At 43.8% G+C, this 17222-nt stretch carries 17 protein-coding genes; 10 read left to right on the top strand and 7 right to left on the bottom strand.

Annotated features, from left to right (window positions below; all coding sequences use genetic code 11):
- Positions 1-76: 76 nt before the first annotated feature.
- Together NI465_RS15485 and NI465_RS15480 are read right to left on the bottom strand one after the other, a co-directional pair.
- Complete coding sequence (locus NI465_RS15485; RefSeq protein ID WP_253145898.1) at positions 77-679, bottom strand: phosphatase PAP2 family protein; 603 nt, start codon at positions 677-679, stop codon at positions 77-79.
- Positions 680-843: 164 nt separating this feature from the next.
- A complete protein-coding gene (locus NI465_RS15480) occupies positions 844-1548 on the bottom strand; it encodes an SIMPL domain-containing protein (protein WP_005262148.1) in 705 nt (234 codons plus the stop codon).
- Between the two features lie 476 nt (positions 1549-2024).
- Between NI465_RS15480 and NI465_RS15475 the strand changes: the two genes are divergently transcribed.
- The 9 genes from NI465_RS15475 to NI465_RS15435 all read left to right on the top strand — a co-directional run bounded on the left by NI465_RS15475 (position 2025) and on the right by NI465_RS15435 (position 12156).
- Entirely contained in the window at positions 2025-3398 is a 1374-nt protein-coding gene (locus tag NI465_RS15475) for a diaminobutyrate--2-oxoglutarate transaminase (RefSeq protein ID WP_005246815.1), read from the top strand.
- A gap of 3 nt (positions 3399-3401) precedes the next feature.
- Positions 3402-4934, top strand: coding sequence for a pyridoxal phosphate-dependent decarboxylase family protein (locus NI465_RS15470; protein ID WP_005246814.1), 1533 nt, complete (start codon positions 3402-3404; stop codon positions 4932-4934).
- 435 nt (positions 4935-5369) lie between these two features.
- Positions 5370-6401, top strand: a complete 1032-nt coding sequence (locus NI465_RS15465) for a substrate-binding domain-containing protein (RefSeq protein ID WP_004279710.1) — start codon at positions 5370-5372, stop codon at positions 6399-6401.
- Positions 6402-6505: 104 nt separating this feature from the next.
- Complete coding sequence (gene pstC / locus NI465_RS15460) at positions 6506-7885, top strand: phosphate ABC transporter permease subunit PstC (protein ID WP_253145896.1); 1380 nt, start codon at positions 6506-6508, stop codon at positions 7883-7885.
- Positions 7885-9276 (top strand): phosphate ABC transporter permease PstA, encoded by a 1392-nt coding sequence (gene pstA, locus NI465_RS15455; protein ID WP_004646526.1) that lies wholly within the window; start codon positions 7885-7887, stop codon positions 9274-9276. Before pstC ends, pstA begins: the two co-directional genes overlap by 1 nt.
- 13 nt (positions 9277-9289) lie before the next feature.
- A complete protein-coding gene (gene pstB, locus NI465_RS15450; protein WP_004279716.1) occupies positions 9290-10204 on the top strand; it encodes a phosphate ABC transporter ATP-binding protein PstB in 915 nt (304 codons plus the stop codon).
- 151 nt (positions 10205-10355) lie between these two features.
- Complete coding sequence (sohB, locus tag NI465_RS15445) at positions 10356-11318, top strand: protease SohB (RefSeq protein ID WP_004730096.1); 963 nt, start codon at positions 10356-10358, stop codon at positions 11316-11318.
- A gap of 109 nt (positions 11319-11427) precedes the next feature.
- Complete coding sequence (locus NI465_RS15440) at positions 11428-11859, top strand: hypothetical protein (protein WP_129717545.1); 432 nt, start codon at positions 11428-11430, stop codon at positions 11857-11859.
- A 57-nt stretch (positions 11860-11916) separates the two neighbouring features.
- Complete coding sequence (locus tag NI465_RS15435; RefSeq protein ID WP_129717543.1) at positions 11917-12156, top strand: hypothetical protein; 240 nt, start codon at positions 11917-11919, stop codon at positions 12154-12156.
- A 73-nt stretch (positions 12157-12229) separates the two neighbouring features.
- On the opposite strand, the gene NI465_RS15430 is transcribed toward NI465_RS15435, so the two are convergent.
- From NI465_RS15430 to NI465_RS15410, 5 genes are all read right to left on the bottom strand, one after another.
- Positions 12230-12871, bottom strand: a complete 642-nt coding sequence (locus NI465_RS15430; protein ID WP_253145894.1) for a DUF2238 domain-containing protein — start codon at positions 12869-12871, stop codon at positions 12230-12232.
- Positions 12872-12960: 89 nt separating this feature from the next.
- Complete coding sequence (gene purB, locus NI465_RS15425; protein WP_004646531.1) at positions 12961-14349, bottom strand: adenylosuccinate lyase; 1389 nt, start codon at positions 14347-14349, stop codon at positions 12961-12963.
- 54 nt (positions 14350-14403) lie between these two features.
- Positions 14404-15135, bottom strand: a complete 732-nt coding sequence (hflD, locus tag NI465_RS15420; RefSeq protein ID WP_005107369.1) for a high frequency lysogenization protein HflD — start codon at positions 15133-15135, stop codon at positions 14404-14406.
- 7 nt (positions 15136-15142) lie between these two features.
- Positions 15143-16282, bottom strand: coding sequence for a tRNA 2-thiouridine(34) synthase MnmA (gene mnmA, locus NI465_RS15415; RefSeq protein WP_004646533.1), 1140 nt, complete (start codon positions 16280-16282; stop codon positions 15143-15145).
- Positions 16283-16286: 4 nt separating this feature from the next.
- Positions 16287-16772, bottom strand: a complete 486-nt coding sequence (locus NI465_RS15410) for an NUDIX hydrolase (RefSeq protein WP_180037873.1) — start codon at positions 16770-16772, stop codon at positions 16287-16289.
- 155 nt (positions 16773-16927) lie between these two features.
- Between NI465_RS15410 and NI465_RS15405 the strand changes: the two genes are divergently transcribed.
- The coding region (locus tag NI465_RS15405; protein ID WP_253145892.1) for a transposase at positions 16928-17222 on the top strand (295 nt) is incomplete at its 3' end.

Below are 17222 nucleotides of genomic sequence, written 5' to 3'. Positions count from 1 at the left end.
AATTATCAAAGTTCTGTTGCTTTAGCCTGTATATTTTTATGGCTACCTTTATAGGGTTAATTATGAACAGTAAATGTCAACAGACCCTAATCCAGCCCATTCGAATTAAAGGCGAAAATAACCAATAATGAATACCCAAAATAAAGTTTATGATTTGATTCTCATATTTCCACCACAGCGGCAAGCCAGCTAAATTTACTATTATTGCCATCAGGAATGCGCCCAGCATATCAATTGGAAAATGCACACCGACATAAACACGCGACCACGCTACCAGCCAAGCTGTCCAGATTAGAATTCGTCCCAAGTCTCGCTGCGGTGAAAAATAATAGGCGAAGGCAATCCCGCTAAAAATACTCATATGGTTGCTGGGAAAAGAACCAGTCGGTGCATGTTCAATCAGAGTGCGACCAACATCTATCACAAACGGGCGTGGGGTATTAAGGATCGCAGACAATACTTCACTCATCAATAAGGTAATAGCTGTAAAGATGAAGGCTTTTATAATCCCTGTTTTTACTTCGTAACTACCACGGAACCAGGCAATAGCAAAAATCAGCAAAAAAAGATACACCAGATCATGCGCAATCAGGGAGGCATAGTTGATCATCCAGATTGAGGTTTGGTCGGGTACATTTAAGATATGAAACAGGTAAAGATTCAGTTGGTCAAGGGACATGAGCAGAGAGGACTGGAACAAATGTCCGTTACTCTAAACCGGTCAAACCTCAATTCCTACCTGAGTTTGTATGAATTTGTAGCCTCGCTTTTTAAAGAATATTCACATGATAAAAAACCACTCAAAAGAGTGGTTCTTAAAAGTGCGAATAATATAATGAAGTCTTATTTAAACTGAATCGCCCCATTCGCGCTGACCGTCATTTGCGATTCACCCGCCGCAACTTCCTGCTCAGGAACCGCCATATCAGCCGATGCAGATTTCATCATGGCCATACGCGGTACTGGCTGTGGTGAATAATTGTTAGTATTCAGGTTTAAGTTCACCAGTTGATAACTCGGTTTGTTCCAGGTCTGGGTGAGTGCCTGTGCGCGTTGCTGGAAGTTTTTGGTAGCTTCAATCATCAGCTCGCTTTCAACTTTTTTACGCTTTTCGTCTGATACTTTAAAGTTAATCGACTGGGTCTGGAAGTGCTGTTGTAATTCGGCAATCAGTTGAGATGTCGCTTTAAAATCTTTCGATTCCAGACGAATTTGGGCACGACCACGCCATTCTTTCAATTTACGGTTGTCATTGTCATAAATAGGATAAGTGCTTTGTGCACCTGTCTCGATTTTCACAGTAGGATATTTGCGTGCTGTGGCGATCGCCTGATTCATCAGCTGGTTAATTTGAGTGGCCAGTTCAGCCGGCTGTTTGTTGGATTTTTCAATATAAAGCACAGCATACATTTCATCATTTGAGATTTCACGGCTAGCCTCTGCTGAAAGATTAACAACATTATAATTCAGAGATTCAGCAGGAGCTGCAAATGCGCCTGTGGCGAGGGTGCTGGCAAGGATCAAACTGGTAAGTGCTAAGAGACGCATGAAATTGTCCTGTTTTTCTTAAAATTGGCCATCTAAGCCGTTGTTAAAATATTAAATCTCAATTGTGATCTTTTTACGAAATATTTGTCGTAAGAGTGTTAAATTTTCTTTAATTTTATCTCATTATTTAATTTATATTTATTTTTAATAATTAAATACTTAATGAATAATTTTGAGACTGATTACCTGAATGTCGCCTGCGCTACAAAAAACCATAAAAGAACACGCTTTTCTTTCTGCTGTCACACTGTAAGATGATGATTTAGGGGATGGATTAGCATGATGTTTTTTTTCGATAAAGATTAGGACAAAATGTGACTGAAAGTTGTTTATTTTCCTGAAAAATTCGGTATCATCCGCCTCCTAGTTATTCGAATACAAAACTGCTAGCTAGAACCTTTTATAAAGCGCCGAGTCAAAGGACCAAACGTCACCAGACTTATTTCTTTCACCCATATCAGAGATGGTAATTCGATATGAGCGTTACTTCTGTAAACCCTGCCACCAATTCCACAAACGAATACTACTTGACTCGCCAAAGTCAGATGGAATCGAATGTGCGTAGTTATCCACGTAAATTACCGTTAGCGATAGCGAAAGCACAAGGTTGCTGGGTTACCGATGTTGAAGGTACTGAGTACCTTGATTGTTTAGCTGGGGCAGGGACGTTGGCTTTAGGCCATAATCATCCTGCAGTCATTCAAAGTATCCAGGATACGATTGCAAGTGGTTTACCATTGCATACCCTGGATCTTACTACTCCTTTAAAAGATGCTTTTACTGAAGCACTTCTTTCTTATCTTCCAGGTGGCCAGGAAGAATACTGCTTGCAGTTCTGTGGTCCATCTGGTGCAGATGCAACTGAAGCCGCGATTAAACTGGCGAAAACCTTTACCGGTCGTAGCTCAGTGATCAGCTTCTCTGGCGGTTATCACGGTATGACTCACGGTGCATTGGCAATGACAGGTAACCTGTCTGCGAAAAATGCAGTGAACGGCTTGATGCCGGGTGTACAGTTCATGCCATACCCGCATGAATACCGTTGCCCATTGGGTCTTGGTGGTGAAGCCGGTGTTGATGCCCTGACTTACTACTTTGAAAACTTCATTGAAGATGTAGAAAGTGGTGTGACCAAACCTGCAGCTGTAATTCTTGAAGCGATTCAAGGTGAAGGCGGTGTGGTAACGGCGCCAGTAAAATGGTTGCAAAAAATCCGGGAAGTGACTGAAAAACACAACATCGTATTGATTCTTGATGAAGTTCAGGCTGGTTTTGCACGTTCAGGCAAAATGTTTGCATTCGAACACGCAGGGATTGAACCTGATGTTGTAGTGATGTCTAAAGCCGTAGGTGGTAGCTTGCCGCTTGCCGTACTGGGTATTAAACGTAAGTTTGATGCTTGGCAACCTGCTGGTCATACCGGTACTTTCCGTGGTAACCAATTGGCGATGGGTACAGGTCTTGCAACGATCAATACCATTAAAGAACAGAACCTGGCGCAAAATGCACAAGAGCGTGGTGATTTCCTGCAAGCTGAATTGAAAAAACTGGCTGCTGAATTCCCATGTATCGGTAACGTGCGTGGCCGTGGTCTGATGATCGGCGTTGAAATCGTAGACGAGCGCAAAGATGCGGATCATATGGGTTCTTTGCCTGCTGATGGTCAATTGGCTGCAGCGATCCAAACCGCTTGTTTCAACAATAAATTATTGCTTGAGAAAGGTGGTCGTAACGGTACAGTGATTCGTTTACTTTGTCCGTTGATTATTACTCAAGACGAATGTGTTGAAGTGATTGCTCGTTTCAAAAAATCGGTTGCTGAAGCACTAGTTGCAGTTCGAGGCGCATAATTCATGGTAGATTTCGCAGAACATCGTAAAGCGTTACTCTGCAATGATGCTGCATCCATTGCTGACTATCAGGCTGGCATGGACCAAGCGACCAAAGCGGTTGCGGCATGGTTGCAAAACGACAAAATGTACACGGGCGGCAGTATTAAAGAGCTGCGCAGTGCAATTGCATTTCATCCTTCAAAAGAAGGTTTGGGTGTAGAAAAATCTCTTGAGCGTATGGTTGAGCTATTCCTTAACAAGAGCTTAAAAGTGCATCATCCGCATTCACTTGCGCATCTTCACTGTCCAACGATGGTGACTAGCCAGATCGCGGAAGTGCTGATTAATGCAACCAACCAGTCAATGGACTCATGGGATCAAAGCCCGGCCGGTTCGTTGATGGAAGTTCAGCTGATTGACTGGTTACGTCAAAAAGTCGGCTATGGTGCGGGTCAGGCCGGTGTGTTCACTTCTGGTGGTACGCAGTCTAACTTGATGGGCGTATTGCTTGCGCGTGATGCTTGCATCGCGAAAAACTGGAAAGACGAAAATGGTAATCCGTGGTCGGTTCAGCGCGATGGTATTCCTGCGGATGCGATGCGTAATGTCAAAGTCATCTGTTCTGAAAATGCACATTTCTCTGTGCAAAAGAACATGGCGATGATGGGCATGGGCTTCCAGTCAGTGGTCACTGTTCCTGTGAATGAAAATGCACAGATGGACGTAGATGCACTGGAAAAAACCATGGCGCATCTTCAGTCTGAAGGCAAGATCGTGGCATGTGTGGTGGCAACAGCGGGTACAACGGATGCTGGTGCGATTGATCCATTGAAAGCAATTCGTGAAATCACCAATAAATATGGCGCGTGGATGCACATCGATGCGGCATGGGGTGGTGCACTGATTCTATCCAATGACTATCGTTCTATGCTGGACGGGATTGAGCTGTCGGATTCGATCACGCTTGATTTCCATAAGCATTATTTCCAAACCATTTCTTGTGGCGCGTTCCTGCTGAAAGATGAAGCGAATTACCGTTTCATGCATTATGAAGCAGAGTATCTGAACTCCGCTTATGATGAAGAGCATGGCGTTCCTAACCTGGTATCGAAGTCACTACAAACGACGCGTCGTTTTGATGCATTGAAATTGTGGATGACAGTTGAAGCACTGGGCGAAGAGCTTTATGGTTCGATGATCGATCATGGCGTGAAATTAACCCGTGATGTGGCAGACTACATTAAAGCGACTGATGGTCTGGAGCTTCTGCTTGAGCCTCAATTCGCGTCTGTCTTGTTCCGTGTGGTTCCAGCGGGCTATCCGGTTGAATTACTCGATACGCTCAATCAAAACGTAGCAGACGAACTGTTTGCGCGTGGTGAAGCGAACATTGGTGTGACGAAAGTCGGTCAGGTTCAGTCTCTGAAAATGACTACTTTAAGCCCGGTTGCAACGCTTGATAACGTGAAGAACTTGCTGGCATTAGTGCTTGCAGAAGCGGATCGTATCAAAGATTCAATCGCTGACGGTACTTATACGCCACCCATTGCATAAGTGATGGTGGTGTGAAAAAAAGGAGATCGAAATGATCTCCTTTTTTGTGCGCTTAAAAATAAAAAAAGGTCCTTTCCCAGATCGAAATTCCTCACAAAAACACGGAAGGTCTGAATCCCGTTTGGCCTGTTATTTATTTGTCATAGGCTTATGTAAAACTGGGGAGCAGGATTTATCCTGAGTTCAGGTTTATAAAAATTGTTACATGTCATTGGTCTAAAATTTTTTATTGAAGTGAATGACATAAAGAACTTAATCATTGAAATCCATAAAAATTTAATCAAGAAAAAGCCGCTAGATTAAAAATCACTAAATCGTAATAAAGCTGTAACTTATCTGTCATATTCTAAAATCAAAATGCAGGTATCGAAAGAAGTACAAAACTGAATAAAAAGTGGTGTACTCCAAATTTGCATAAATGAGAGAGATACTAGAATGCGCTTTACAAATATAGCTTTAGCATTAGCAGTAACCGGGGCAACTGCTGTAACGACTGCACACGCAGCACGTGACACCATTCAAATTGCAGGTTCTTCAACTGTACTTCCATATGCTAGTATCGTGGCAGAAGAATTCGGTAATACTTTTCCACAGTTTAAAACACCAGTTGTCGGTTCTGGCGGTTCTTCAGGTGGTTTAAAGCAGTTCTGTAATGGCGTGGGTGATAACACGATTGATATCGCAAACTCTTCTCGTCAAATCAAGAGTACAGAGCTGGCAGAATGTAAAAAGAATGGCGTTAACCAAGTCCTAGAAATCAAAATTGGTTATGACGGTATTGTGTTTGCATCGAATGCAAACAAAGCGGCTTATAAACTGCGTCCACAACATGTCTTCGCTGCACTTGCTGCACAACTTCCATCAAATGGAAAAATGGTCGCTAACCCGTACACGCGTTGGAACCAAATTGACAAAGCACTTCCGAATGAACCTATCACCCTGGTAATTCCTGCGTCGAATCATGGTACGCGCGAAGTCTTCCAGGAGAAAATGGTGGATGCAGGTTGTGAAACGTATGCTGCAATTAAGTCTCTAGACAAAGATGCTAAGAAAAAAGCTTGTACAACATTCCGTAAAGATGGCCGTGTGGTTGAGATTGCCGGTGACTATACCGAAACATTGGCACGTTTAAAAACTTCTCCAAGTGCGGTAGGTGTGTTTGGCCTAGGTTTCTATGACCAGAACCGTGACCGTCTACGTGTTGCTACGGTGAACAATGTAGCGCCTTCTGAAAAGACCATCTTGAATGGTGCTTATCCGGTATCACGCCCATTGTTCTTCTACGTAAAAGGCGAGCACTTGAAATCGATCAAAGGCTTACCGCAGTTCACAGAATACTTCCTGAACAAGAAAGTATCTGGCAAAGGCTCTAAGCTGGAAAAAGCAGGTCTGATTTCAATGTCTGATAAAGAACGTGCGGCAGTCCTGGCAAATTTCAAGGCTGGTAAAGCGGTTGTAGTGAAGTAATAAATGATTTTGAAAACGCTGGTGGTAGGGTCAACCTACCATCGGCTTTTTGCGATAAACAAGTTTTTTCAAACCATGAAAATTGGAAAAACAGTGGAGAATACATGAATCTGCTACTTATAGGTGTGTTATTGGCCATCATGGCCATAGCCTATCAAATCGGATTAAGTAAAAGCCGTAGCTTAGCAGGTAAGGGAAGCAATTCTGCAAACTTACACTCGCGTCCCGGATATTATGGTGCCCTGGTTGCACTATGGTGTGGTATCCCTGCGTTTTTAATTTTGATTGTTTGGAATATGGTGGAACCCACTTTTCTGGAACAGGTGGTACTCAACCATTTGCCAGAAAATGTTTCGGCTAGTCTGGATCCGGCAAGTTTGAGCGTTGTGATTGATCGCGTTCAGGCACTTGCCTCAGGTTTCGGGGTTAGTGATACACCGGCAGCCTATGAAGTTGCAGCCGCGGAGCAGTTGGCTAAATTCTCGACCATTGGTACCTTTGCCAAATTGGCAGTCGTGATTTCGGCTGCACTGGCCGGTCTGGTCTGGGCCAAGAAACATATTAGCCAGGGATTCCGTGCGCGTAACCAAGTCGAAAAAATGATTAATATCGGCCTGGCATTGTGTTCTGGTGTGGCGATTCTGACCACCCTCGGGATTGTGATGTCGATGTTTGGCGAGGCGATGCGCTTCTTCAGCTTCGTCAGCCCACTGGATTTCTTCTTTGGTACCCAATGGAACCCGGGGTTTAGCACCTCTGGCAGTGCTGAAGGCAGTTATGGTTTATTGCCACTGTTATGGGGCACGCTCATGGTCAGCGGGATCGCACTCTTAGTTGCAGTTCCGGTTGGCCTGATGATTGCGATCTATCTGGCAGAATACGCTTCACCGCGGTTCCGCTCTTGGGCAAAACCCACGATTGAAGTGCTGGCGGGTATTCCTACGATTGTCTATGGTGTTTTTGCCTTGATGATCATCGGTCCATTCCTTAAAAGTATGGGTGCTCTGGTCGGACTCGAAATTAATGCCACCAGCGCGCTGACCGCCGGTCTGGTCATGGGCATCATGATTATTCCGTTCGTATCTTCTCTGTCAGATGACATCATTACTCAGGTGCCGCGTGCCTTACGTGATGGTTCTTTGGGATTGGGTGCGACTAAATCTGAAACGATCCGTCAGGTGGTTTTACCGGCAGCCTTGCCGGGTATTATCGGTGCATTCCTCTTGGCTGCGTCGCGTGCAATTGGTGAAACCATGATCGTGGTTCTTGCAGCCGGGAACAGCCCGCAGTTGCATGCCAATCCGCTTGAAGCCGTATCTACGGTCACGATTACCATCGTGAATCAGTTAACTGGCGATACTGATTTTGCTAGTCCGCAAGCATTGGTGGCTTTTGCACTAGGATTGACGCTATTCGTCATTACCTTAGGTTTGAACATTGTTGCACTGATCATCGTGCGTAAATATCGTGAGCAATACGACTAATGAGTACTTCAAATACAACGCCTGTGGATCAGCGTATTGATCCATCCATCGCCGCCGAGCTGCGTAAAAAGCGTAAGAAGACCATTCAAAGCTCTTTGGCACGACGTCATCGTAAAGAAAAAACCTTCCGTTTATTTGGTTTCTCTGCGGTACTGGCAGGTCTGTTCTTTGTGGTATTGCTGTTCGGGAGTATTTTATCCAAAGGTTTGCCTGCATTCTGGCAAAGCAGCATGAGTTTGCCGATTCATTTCGATCCAGCCATTGTGGATATTGGTCCAAAACCGAAGCCAGCAGCAGGAGAATCTCCAGCACAGTTTGAAGATCGCTTTATCGCGTGGCAGACCGAAGTCGGAATGGTGGATTGGGATGCGTTGATTATCAACGGCATGATCGCCAAAGACAGCAAGCTGGAAAGCCAGCGTGATGAACTGGGTTCTTTATATACCAGTTCTGAGGCGTACCGCTTGCGAGACATGGTCATGAATGATCCAAGTCTGGTCGGTCAAAGCAAGGAAGTGAAAATTCTGGCGGATGCCAATGTCGATGTCTGGCTAGCGGGAAATATTGACCGTGATCTTCCAGATGAACAGCAGCAGCTCAGTCCTGAAGTACGCCAAGTGGCGGACGAGATGAAAGCCTCTGGTGTGATTGAAAACAGTTTCAATACCAATATTTTCACCAGTCCTGACTCGCGCAGCTCACCAGCAACTTCTGGCTTGGCAGGTGCCTTCATGGGCTCGCTGTTCATGATGATGATTGTGATCTTTATCTCGATTCCAATCGGGGTGGCCTCCGCGATCTACCTGGAAGAATTTGCTCCGAAAAACTGGATTACCGATGTGGTCGAAGTCAATATCAACAACCTGGCAGCCGTACCATCGATTGTCTTCGGTCTATTGGGTGCAGCGATCTTCATTGGCTGGATGCATTTGCCACTGTCAGCCCCATTGGTGGGTGGTCTGGTACTGAGTCTGATGACCTTACCAACGGTGATCATCACCACACGCGCATCACTTAAAGCGGTTCCACCTTCGATTCGTCAGGCAGCTTTGGGCCTCGGTGCTTCCCGCATCCAGACAGTATTTCATCACGTCTTGCCTTTGGCTTTGCCGGGTATTTTGACGGGCGCAATCATTGGGGTCGCACAGGCTTTGGGTGAAACTGCACCATTGTTATTAATCGGGATGAGTGCTTTTGTTGCTAGCGTTCCAGCCACACCATTTGATCAGTCAACGGCTTTACCGGTGCAGATTTTCTTATGGCAAGGCAATGAATTACGTAACTTCTTTGAAGGGCGTACCGCAGCAGCAATTATTGTACTTCTGGCCATGATGATCAGCTTGAACAGTCTGGCCATCTGGTTACGTAAGAAATTTGAAGTCCGTTGGTAATAGGGGCAGAATCATGAACACAACTGTTATTCAAAATTCCTTAAAAAAGGATCAAATCGTGAATCCACAACAGACACAATTCACCTCGGATGAGGCGACTCAAAAGCCGGCAACTCCGTTTGTTTCCCAGTTCGATACGCAAAGCAGCAGCAAAAAAGATGCGAAGTCGACGAATGTGAAACTTAGTACTTCTGATGTGCATGTGTACTATGGTGAAGCGGAAGCGATTAAAGGCATTGACCTGAACATTTATGAAAATGAAGTGATTGCTTTTATTGGGCCATCAGGCTGTGGTAAATCGACCTTTCTGCGTACCTTAAACCGCATGAACGATACCATTGATAGCTGCCGTGTGACCGGTAAAGTCATGCTGGACAATCAGGATATCTATGATCCAAACCTAGATGTGGTCTTGCTACGTGCACAGGTTGGTATGGTTTTCCAGAAGCCGAACCCATTCCCGAAATCAATCTTCGATAATGTCTCCTATGGTCCAAAACTGCATGGTTTGGCGCGTGACAAGTACGATCTTGAAGAAATTGTAGAAGGCAGTTTGCGTAAAGCTGGTTTGTGGGAAGAAGTGAAAGATCGTTTAAACCAGCCGGGAACAGGTTTATCGGGTGGTCAGCAGCAACGTCTGTGTATCGCGCGTACCATTGCAGTCAGCCCGGAAGTGATCCTGATGGATGAACCATGTTCAGCACTTGATCCCATTGCAACCGCTAAAGTAGAAGAGCTGATTTCTGAGCTTTCTACCCAATACACGATTGCGATTGTAACTCACTCCATGCAACAGGCAGCACGTGTATCGGATCGTACTGCTTATTTCCATTTGGGTGATCTGATTGAAGTCAACTCGACCGAGAAAGTCTTTACCCAGCCAGATCATCAGTTGACTGAAGCCTATATTACCGGGCGTTTTGGTTAATCCGATATATAAAAAAAGAGCCGCAAGGCTCTTTTTTTATAGGTGAAATAGATGGTGATAATCGTAATAATTCTCGAAATAAAGTTGAAAAAAACCGAAATTGACCTAATCTAAAGGGATAAATCCGAATTAAATAGAGAATAGATTTTTTATGTTATTTCATACTCCGAAACTGTCCGCTGAAATCCGTATTAGTCATCTCAATGCGCGCATCAATGAACAACGAAAAAAAATAGCGCAAACTACTGGGTCTAAACTGGAACTTTTACAGTTATCGCAACAACTGTCAAAAGAAGCGCGTGCACGTAAGAAAACCAATCAAAAAATCTATGTGCTCGATTTTAAAGGTGATATGGCGGCTTCTGCGGTAGAAGGCTTACGTGAAGAAATCACCTTGATTCTGGCCACAGCCAAAGCAGGTCGTGACCGCGTTGTAGTGCGTCTGGAAAGTCCGGGGGGCATGGTACATGGTTATGGACTTGCAGCAGCTCAACTGGTGCGGTTACGTGAGGCAGGTTTTCATTTGACCATCTGTGTCGATAAAGTGGCGGCTAGTGGCGGTTATATGATGGCGTGTATCGCCAATGAAATTATTTCTGCACCATTCGCGATTGTTGGTTCAATTGGTGTAGTTGCTCAAGTACCCAATTTTAACCGTCTGCTGAAAGACAATAAAATCGACTTTGAACTCTATACCGCTGGACAGTACAAACGTACCGTGACTATGTTTGGTGAAAATACCGAAGAGGGTAAGGCTAAGTTTGAAGAAGAACTACAGCAAACCCATGCTTTATTCAAACATTTCGTTGAAAAGTATCGCCCGCAGCTGAATATTGAAAAAGTGGCCACTGGTGAGCATTGGTATGGCCGGGATGCGCTGGATCTGAATCTGGTGGATAAACTGCAAACCTCAGATGAATACCTGCTCAACTTATTAACCCAGCATGATATCTATTCCATCCAGACCCGCAAGAAACCAACTTTGGGTGAAAAGCTGGGCCTACAAGCAGCGCAAATTGCTGATTCACTGGTACCCACTGTCATGAATAAAGTCATAGAAAGCTTAAGCAAAGCCAATGCAAATCTGGTGCAAATGCGTGATCCAAAACTTTAATTCAGTTGATCTTGAATGAATTTCAAAGCTCACTTCGGTGGGCTTTTTTATTTTTTGAAATCATATTGTTATGATATAAGTGGAGTACTCTGATTGAGTCTAGGCTCATATGCTCACGTTTATTTTGTTGCTTGGGTTTTTTAGTATCGTATTTATTCCGATGTTATGTATGCTTTATTCTGAAGCAAAATTAACTCAGGATAATTCTAAGAAGATTTTGTTTTGGCTAAGTTTTCTACCCGGTGTTTGTATCTTTCTGCTGTATAGCTTTCAAAAGCCCACTGATCCACCTGTTATTCCATCGAAGGAATGTGGTGTTGTGCAGTTTTATCAGATGCATAAAGTTCGAGGTGGTAATGAATTTGAACGTGTGAGTATTCGCTTTGATGGCGCTCAATATAGTCGGCATTTATTTTTCGATAAGCATCTGGATAAAATTCCTCAAGGCCAAAAGGCCTGTTTTGAATATCTAGATAAGTTCAAATATCCACATTTGTCAGAATCTAAGTTTGTTCAATGGATTGAACCGAATGAAATGTAAACCATCATTGAAACTAATCAGATAATATAAAGCATATTTCATTGTTAGAGCAGAAACATGGCTATAGCTGAAGCATTTCTTGCGACGCAAAATTGTTATTTTAATTATGAATTTGAAGAACTTTATTTAGAGGATGATTTTCCTGAGGAGTTATTTGTGTCACTGCGTGGCATGATGTTCCGTCATGAGATTCAATATCCTGATGCAACCTATTTCATTTATTACAGTGAGATGTTGACGGGGAATGAACTGCAAAAAATGAAAGATGATTGGATGCGATATTGCCCACATTCATAATTGAAAAATATGAATGTAATTAAATGCGTGATCCAAAACTTTAATTCAGCTATTAGATTGTGATTTTAAAAGCTCACTTCGATGAGCTTTTTTGATTTTTCGGTATCAATTGCAGCCCGCCTGTTATCGCCGCGCCAATCGTAGCAAGCAAGATGTCTTTGTGTGCATCCCACATATCACCTTGTTGTCCATTATAGTTTTCCGCTTCCTCAGGAGATAAACCAATGGCAATCAGCCATTCCAGCCATTCATAGAGCATGCTGCTGGCCACCACAAACTGAATCACCAGTAGGAAAATGACCACGGGTTTTTGCTGCGGCAACCAGATCTGAAACAGGCGATGGAAAACTGGATAAAGTAATAATCCATAGGTCAGATGGACAAATCGGTCGAACATATTGCGTGACCAGTGCATGGCTTCATTCAGATTAAAGCCAAAAATCTGTTCGATCCACTGGTTATAGGGCACATAAGAATACAGATAGTGCGCAGCAATCACATGAACAATCAGAAAAAGAATATATAAATTAAAACTTAAAAAATTCAGCCCGATTTTATACAGGCAGATGAGCAGCATGATGATCATGAAAACTGTGCCTGCTTGATGCAAGAGATAAGCTTCCAGTTCTAAAGGACGAATACTGGCAAGCAAACTCGCCAGAATTAAAATGCCCAGGCTCGCGTAATGTTTGGCAGAAAGTCGATGTTCAATCATGTCGTTATTATGAAATATCTTTTTTAAAATAAAATACATTATAAATAAAAAGGCGAAGCCTGAGCTTCGCCTTTTCGTCTTATTGCAAATTAGATTTTTGCAATCAGCTCAGCTACCTGTTTAGCTTGATCAGCAGCATTACCTGTATATGATGCAGGTGTCATTTCCGCTAAACGCGCACGGTCAGCAGCAGGAACAGCTTCTAACTCGTTACCGTTTACGAAATCTACCATCATGTCGCGAGTCATGGCTTGACCACGAGTCAGGGCTTTTAGTTTTTCGTATGGTTTTTCAACGTTGTAACGACGCATTACAGTTTGAATTGGTTCAGCCAATACTTCTTGGGCATTATCCAAATCTTCATTGATACGCGCAGCATTCAATTCCAGTTTACCAATACCTTTAGAGCAAGCTTCAAAAGCAATTAAGCTTTGCGCAAAACCAACACCCATGTTACGAAGCACCGTAGAGTCAGTCAGGTCACGCTGCCAGCGAGAAATAGGCAGTTTTTCGCCAAGGTGTGCAAGTACAGCATTGGCAATACCCAAGTTACCTTCAGAGTTTTCAAAGTCAATTGGGTTAACTTTGTGTGGCATGGTTGAAGAACCAACTTCGCCTTCTTTTAGTTTTTGCTTGAAGAAACCAAGAGAGATATAGCCCCAAATGTCACGGTTAAAATCGATCAGAATAGTGTTGAAACGACGTAGCGCATCAAACAGTTCAGCCATATAGTCATGTGGCTCGATTTGAGTGGTGTACGGGTTGAAGTCTAGACCCAAAGACTCTACAAATGCTTGTGAGTGCGCAGGCCAGTTGATGTCTGGGTAAGCAGAGTAGTGCGCATTGTAGTTACCTACTGCACCATTGATTTTGCCCAGTAGCTCAACATTTTTGAACTGTTTGATTTGGCGTGCGAGGCGGTAAGCCACGTTCGCCATTTCTTTACCCAAAGTTGTCGGGCTTGCAGTTTGACCATGAGTACGAGACAACATTGGCTGGTCTGCATGCTTTTCAGAAAGCGCAACGATTGAATCGATGATTTGCTGCATAGATGCAACCAGTACATCACGACCGCTTTTCAGCATCAAGGCATGTGACAGGTTGTTAATATCTTCAGACGTACATGCAAAGTGAATGAATTCACCGGCATTTTTAAGTTCTTCGATACCAGCGATTTTTTCTTTCAGGAAATACTCAACCGCTTTAACGTCGTGGTTAGTGGTGCGTTCGATCTCTTTGATGCGATTGGCATCATCTTCAGAAAAATCGCTCACAATCGCATCAAGCGCTGCATTAGTTTCGCCTGAAAACGCCGGTACTTCAGTAATTTCCGGGTGGTTTGCAAGCGCTTGTAACCAACGCACTTCAACAGTCACACGAGCATGGATTAAACCAAACTCAGAAAGAAAAGGACGTAGAGCATCACATTTGCTCGCGTAACGTCCATCTAATGGAGAAAGTGCAGTTAAAGCGTTCATATCGATTCCTTAGATTTTGGAATTAAACGTAAAACGAAACACGTGCAGCATCAGTTAAACCACCTGAAACTGTAAACGCGCTAGATTCTGAATATCTTGTAGCAACTTGCGCTTGCCAAATACCATGCCCCAAGAGCTGCCACCGAGCTGACGCCACAAGTGCGCCATTTGCAAACCGGTAAATAAGGACGCACGAATACGGTTGGTGTGTCCGGCATCTTTAAAGGCTTCAGCATTACCACGTACCATAATGCGCGGATTAATCTGTCCGGCCGTATCGACATAGGTTTGAGCGAGATTGGCAATGATGCTGGGGTGCAGGTAATTATTATCAAAGAAAGAAAGCTGTCTGAGAATTTTCTGTTGGGACTGTTCAATAATTTCAACAAATTTGGGATTGCTATAGACCTTCTTTTCTAACTGAAGAAGTGCCATTGCATAGCTCATGGGAAGTTTGGTGCTGGAAAGTTTTGGAATTCTGGATTTTGGAGAAGTATTGAAGGGTTGAATAATGCTGCTTTCTAATGTTTTTAAACCTAAGGAAATATCAGCCAGTTGATTAAAAAAGTCTAGGGTCTGGGCATTTTGATTACTGCCGGGACGGATATTAAGACTGGCTCTAATCAACTGTTCAAAATAAAAGTTACCACTTTCACCAATGCTTTGCTGACCTGTCAATGCTGTCATATGGGTCAGCTGGGTGGCCTGAAACACACCCGCTAATGCCAAAGCACGATTTTGACGAGTATTCAACGTTGTGGCTGGTTGAAATGGTAACTCCGTCATGCCGAATTCATCCTTTTATAAAATCAGGTTTAGGTGCATTGGTATGATGAATCACACCACCCCCTAAACAAACTTCACCTGAATAGAACACCACGCTTTGACCCGGGGTCACTGCACGTTGAGGTTCATCAAACTCAACACGAACACCATTCGGTGATTCTGAATCTTGATACACAGTACATGCTTGATCAGTCTGACGGTAACGGGTTTTGGCCGTACAGCGGAAGCCTGTTTCAGGAATATCCTGCTCACCTGCGACCCAGTCAATCGCTTCACTCCAAAGTGTAGTACTTTGCATGAGTGGGTGTTCATGGCCTTGACCGACCACCAGACGATTGCCTTCGATATCTTTATGCAATACGAACCAGGCACCTTCAGCAACGCCCTTCATACCGCCAATACCAATACCACCGCGTTGACCGAGCGTATAGTACATTAAGCCGTGATGATCACCAACCTCTTTACCGTCTTCCAGCACGATTTTTCCGGGTTGAGCGGGTAAATATTGCTTCAAGAAGTCATTAAAACGACGTTCACCAATGAAACAGATCCCGGTCGAGTCTTTTTTCTTGGCAGTAACCAGATCTAATTCTTCTGCAATTTTACGGACTTGTGGCTTTTCAATTTCACCAACAGGGAACAGGGTCTTATTAATTTCACGACCATGGACAGCATGCAGGAAATAAGTCTGGTCTTTGTTATTGTCCACACCACGCAATAAAGGTGCATATTCTTCACCACGTGAGTTGGTCATGGTTTCACCACGACGGCAGTAATGGCCTGTGGCAATAAAGTCTGCACCCAAGTTAATCGCGTGATCTAAGAAGGCACGGAATTTAATTTCTTTATTACATAAAATGTCTGGGTTTGGCGTACGGCCAGCCGCATATTCCGCCAGGAAATGCTCGAATACACGATCCCAATATTCCATGGCAAAGTTTGCGGTATGCAGTTTAATGCCGATTTTGTCGCAAACGGCCTGAGCATCGGCAAGGTCATCCATCGCCGTGCAATATTCTGTGCCGTCATCTTCTTCCCAGTTTTTCATGAAAAGACCTTCAACCTGATAACCTTGTTGAAGTAAAAGGGCGGCAGAAACAGATGAATCTACACCACCTGACATACCGACGATGACACGTTGTTGCATAGGATTAGGCATCCAAATTTGAAAGTAAGGGAGAATTCTGGTGCTCGTAAATGAGAGATAAAGGATATTTTTGACCTGAAAGCGCATCTTGCACGGCTTTAATCACCAATGGACTACGCGCGCGAGCAGATCCAATCAGTTCATCGAGCGTCATCCAGACTGCGCCGACAATATCTGTATCTAAAGTGGCATTTGGGTCATAGTCAATGGATTTGGCTAAAAAGCAGAAACGAAAATATGTACGATCCGGGAACATCGGTGGGGTATAAGTATATATCCCTAAAAGATGAGTTACTTCAACCGTATGTCCGGTCTCTTCCATGGTTTCACGAATTGCGGCTTCGATAATGGTTTCACCGCATTCCACATGACCTGCTGGCTGATTAAATACCGTGTGTGTCACACCTTCTGTATGTTCTTCTACAAACAAGAATTTTCCGTCTTTTTCAACGATAGTTGCGACAGTGACATGAGCAGTCCAAGCGGTCATAAAGCAGCACCATGGAAAAGGATGCGCTATTGTATAAAATTTTAGGGTGTGTGGCTATGTTGAATGGGGAATTCTTTAAAGGAGTTCTTTTAAAGATTAACGGCTTTGTTGCACAAACCTATCTGTAAAGGCTTTTTCAGCGATATAATTTTCAAATGAAGAAGCCTACACACAAAATCTACCGCACAACCAATTGGCCCGCATATAACCGAGCACTCATGAGTCGCGGAAATATTGCCATTTGGTTTGATCCTGCTACGCAATGGTATGCGCCATCAAAAGGCAAACAAGGGCGAAATCAAACCTACTCCGACGCAGCCATCCAATGCTGCTTAATGATTAAATCCTTATTCCGTCTATCTTTACGTATGGTTACTGGCTTTGTGCAAAGTCTGATTAAACTTTGCGGATTAAATTGGATAGCTCCAGATTACACCACGCTTTGTAGAA

The organism is Acinetobacter lwoffii, from assembly GCF_024129855.1.
Lineage (GTDB): Bacteria > Pseudomonadota > Gammaproteobacteria > Pseudomonadales > Moraxellaceae > Acinetobacter > Acinetobacter lwoffii_L.
Note: the sequence above shows the minus strand (reverse complement) of the source record. Positions and strands in the feature narration are given on the sequence as shown.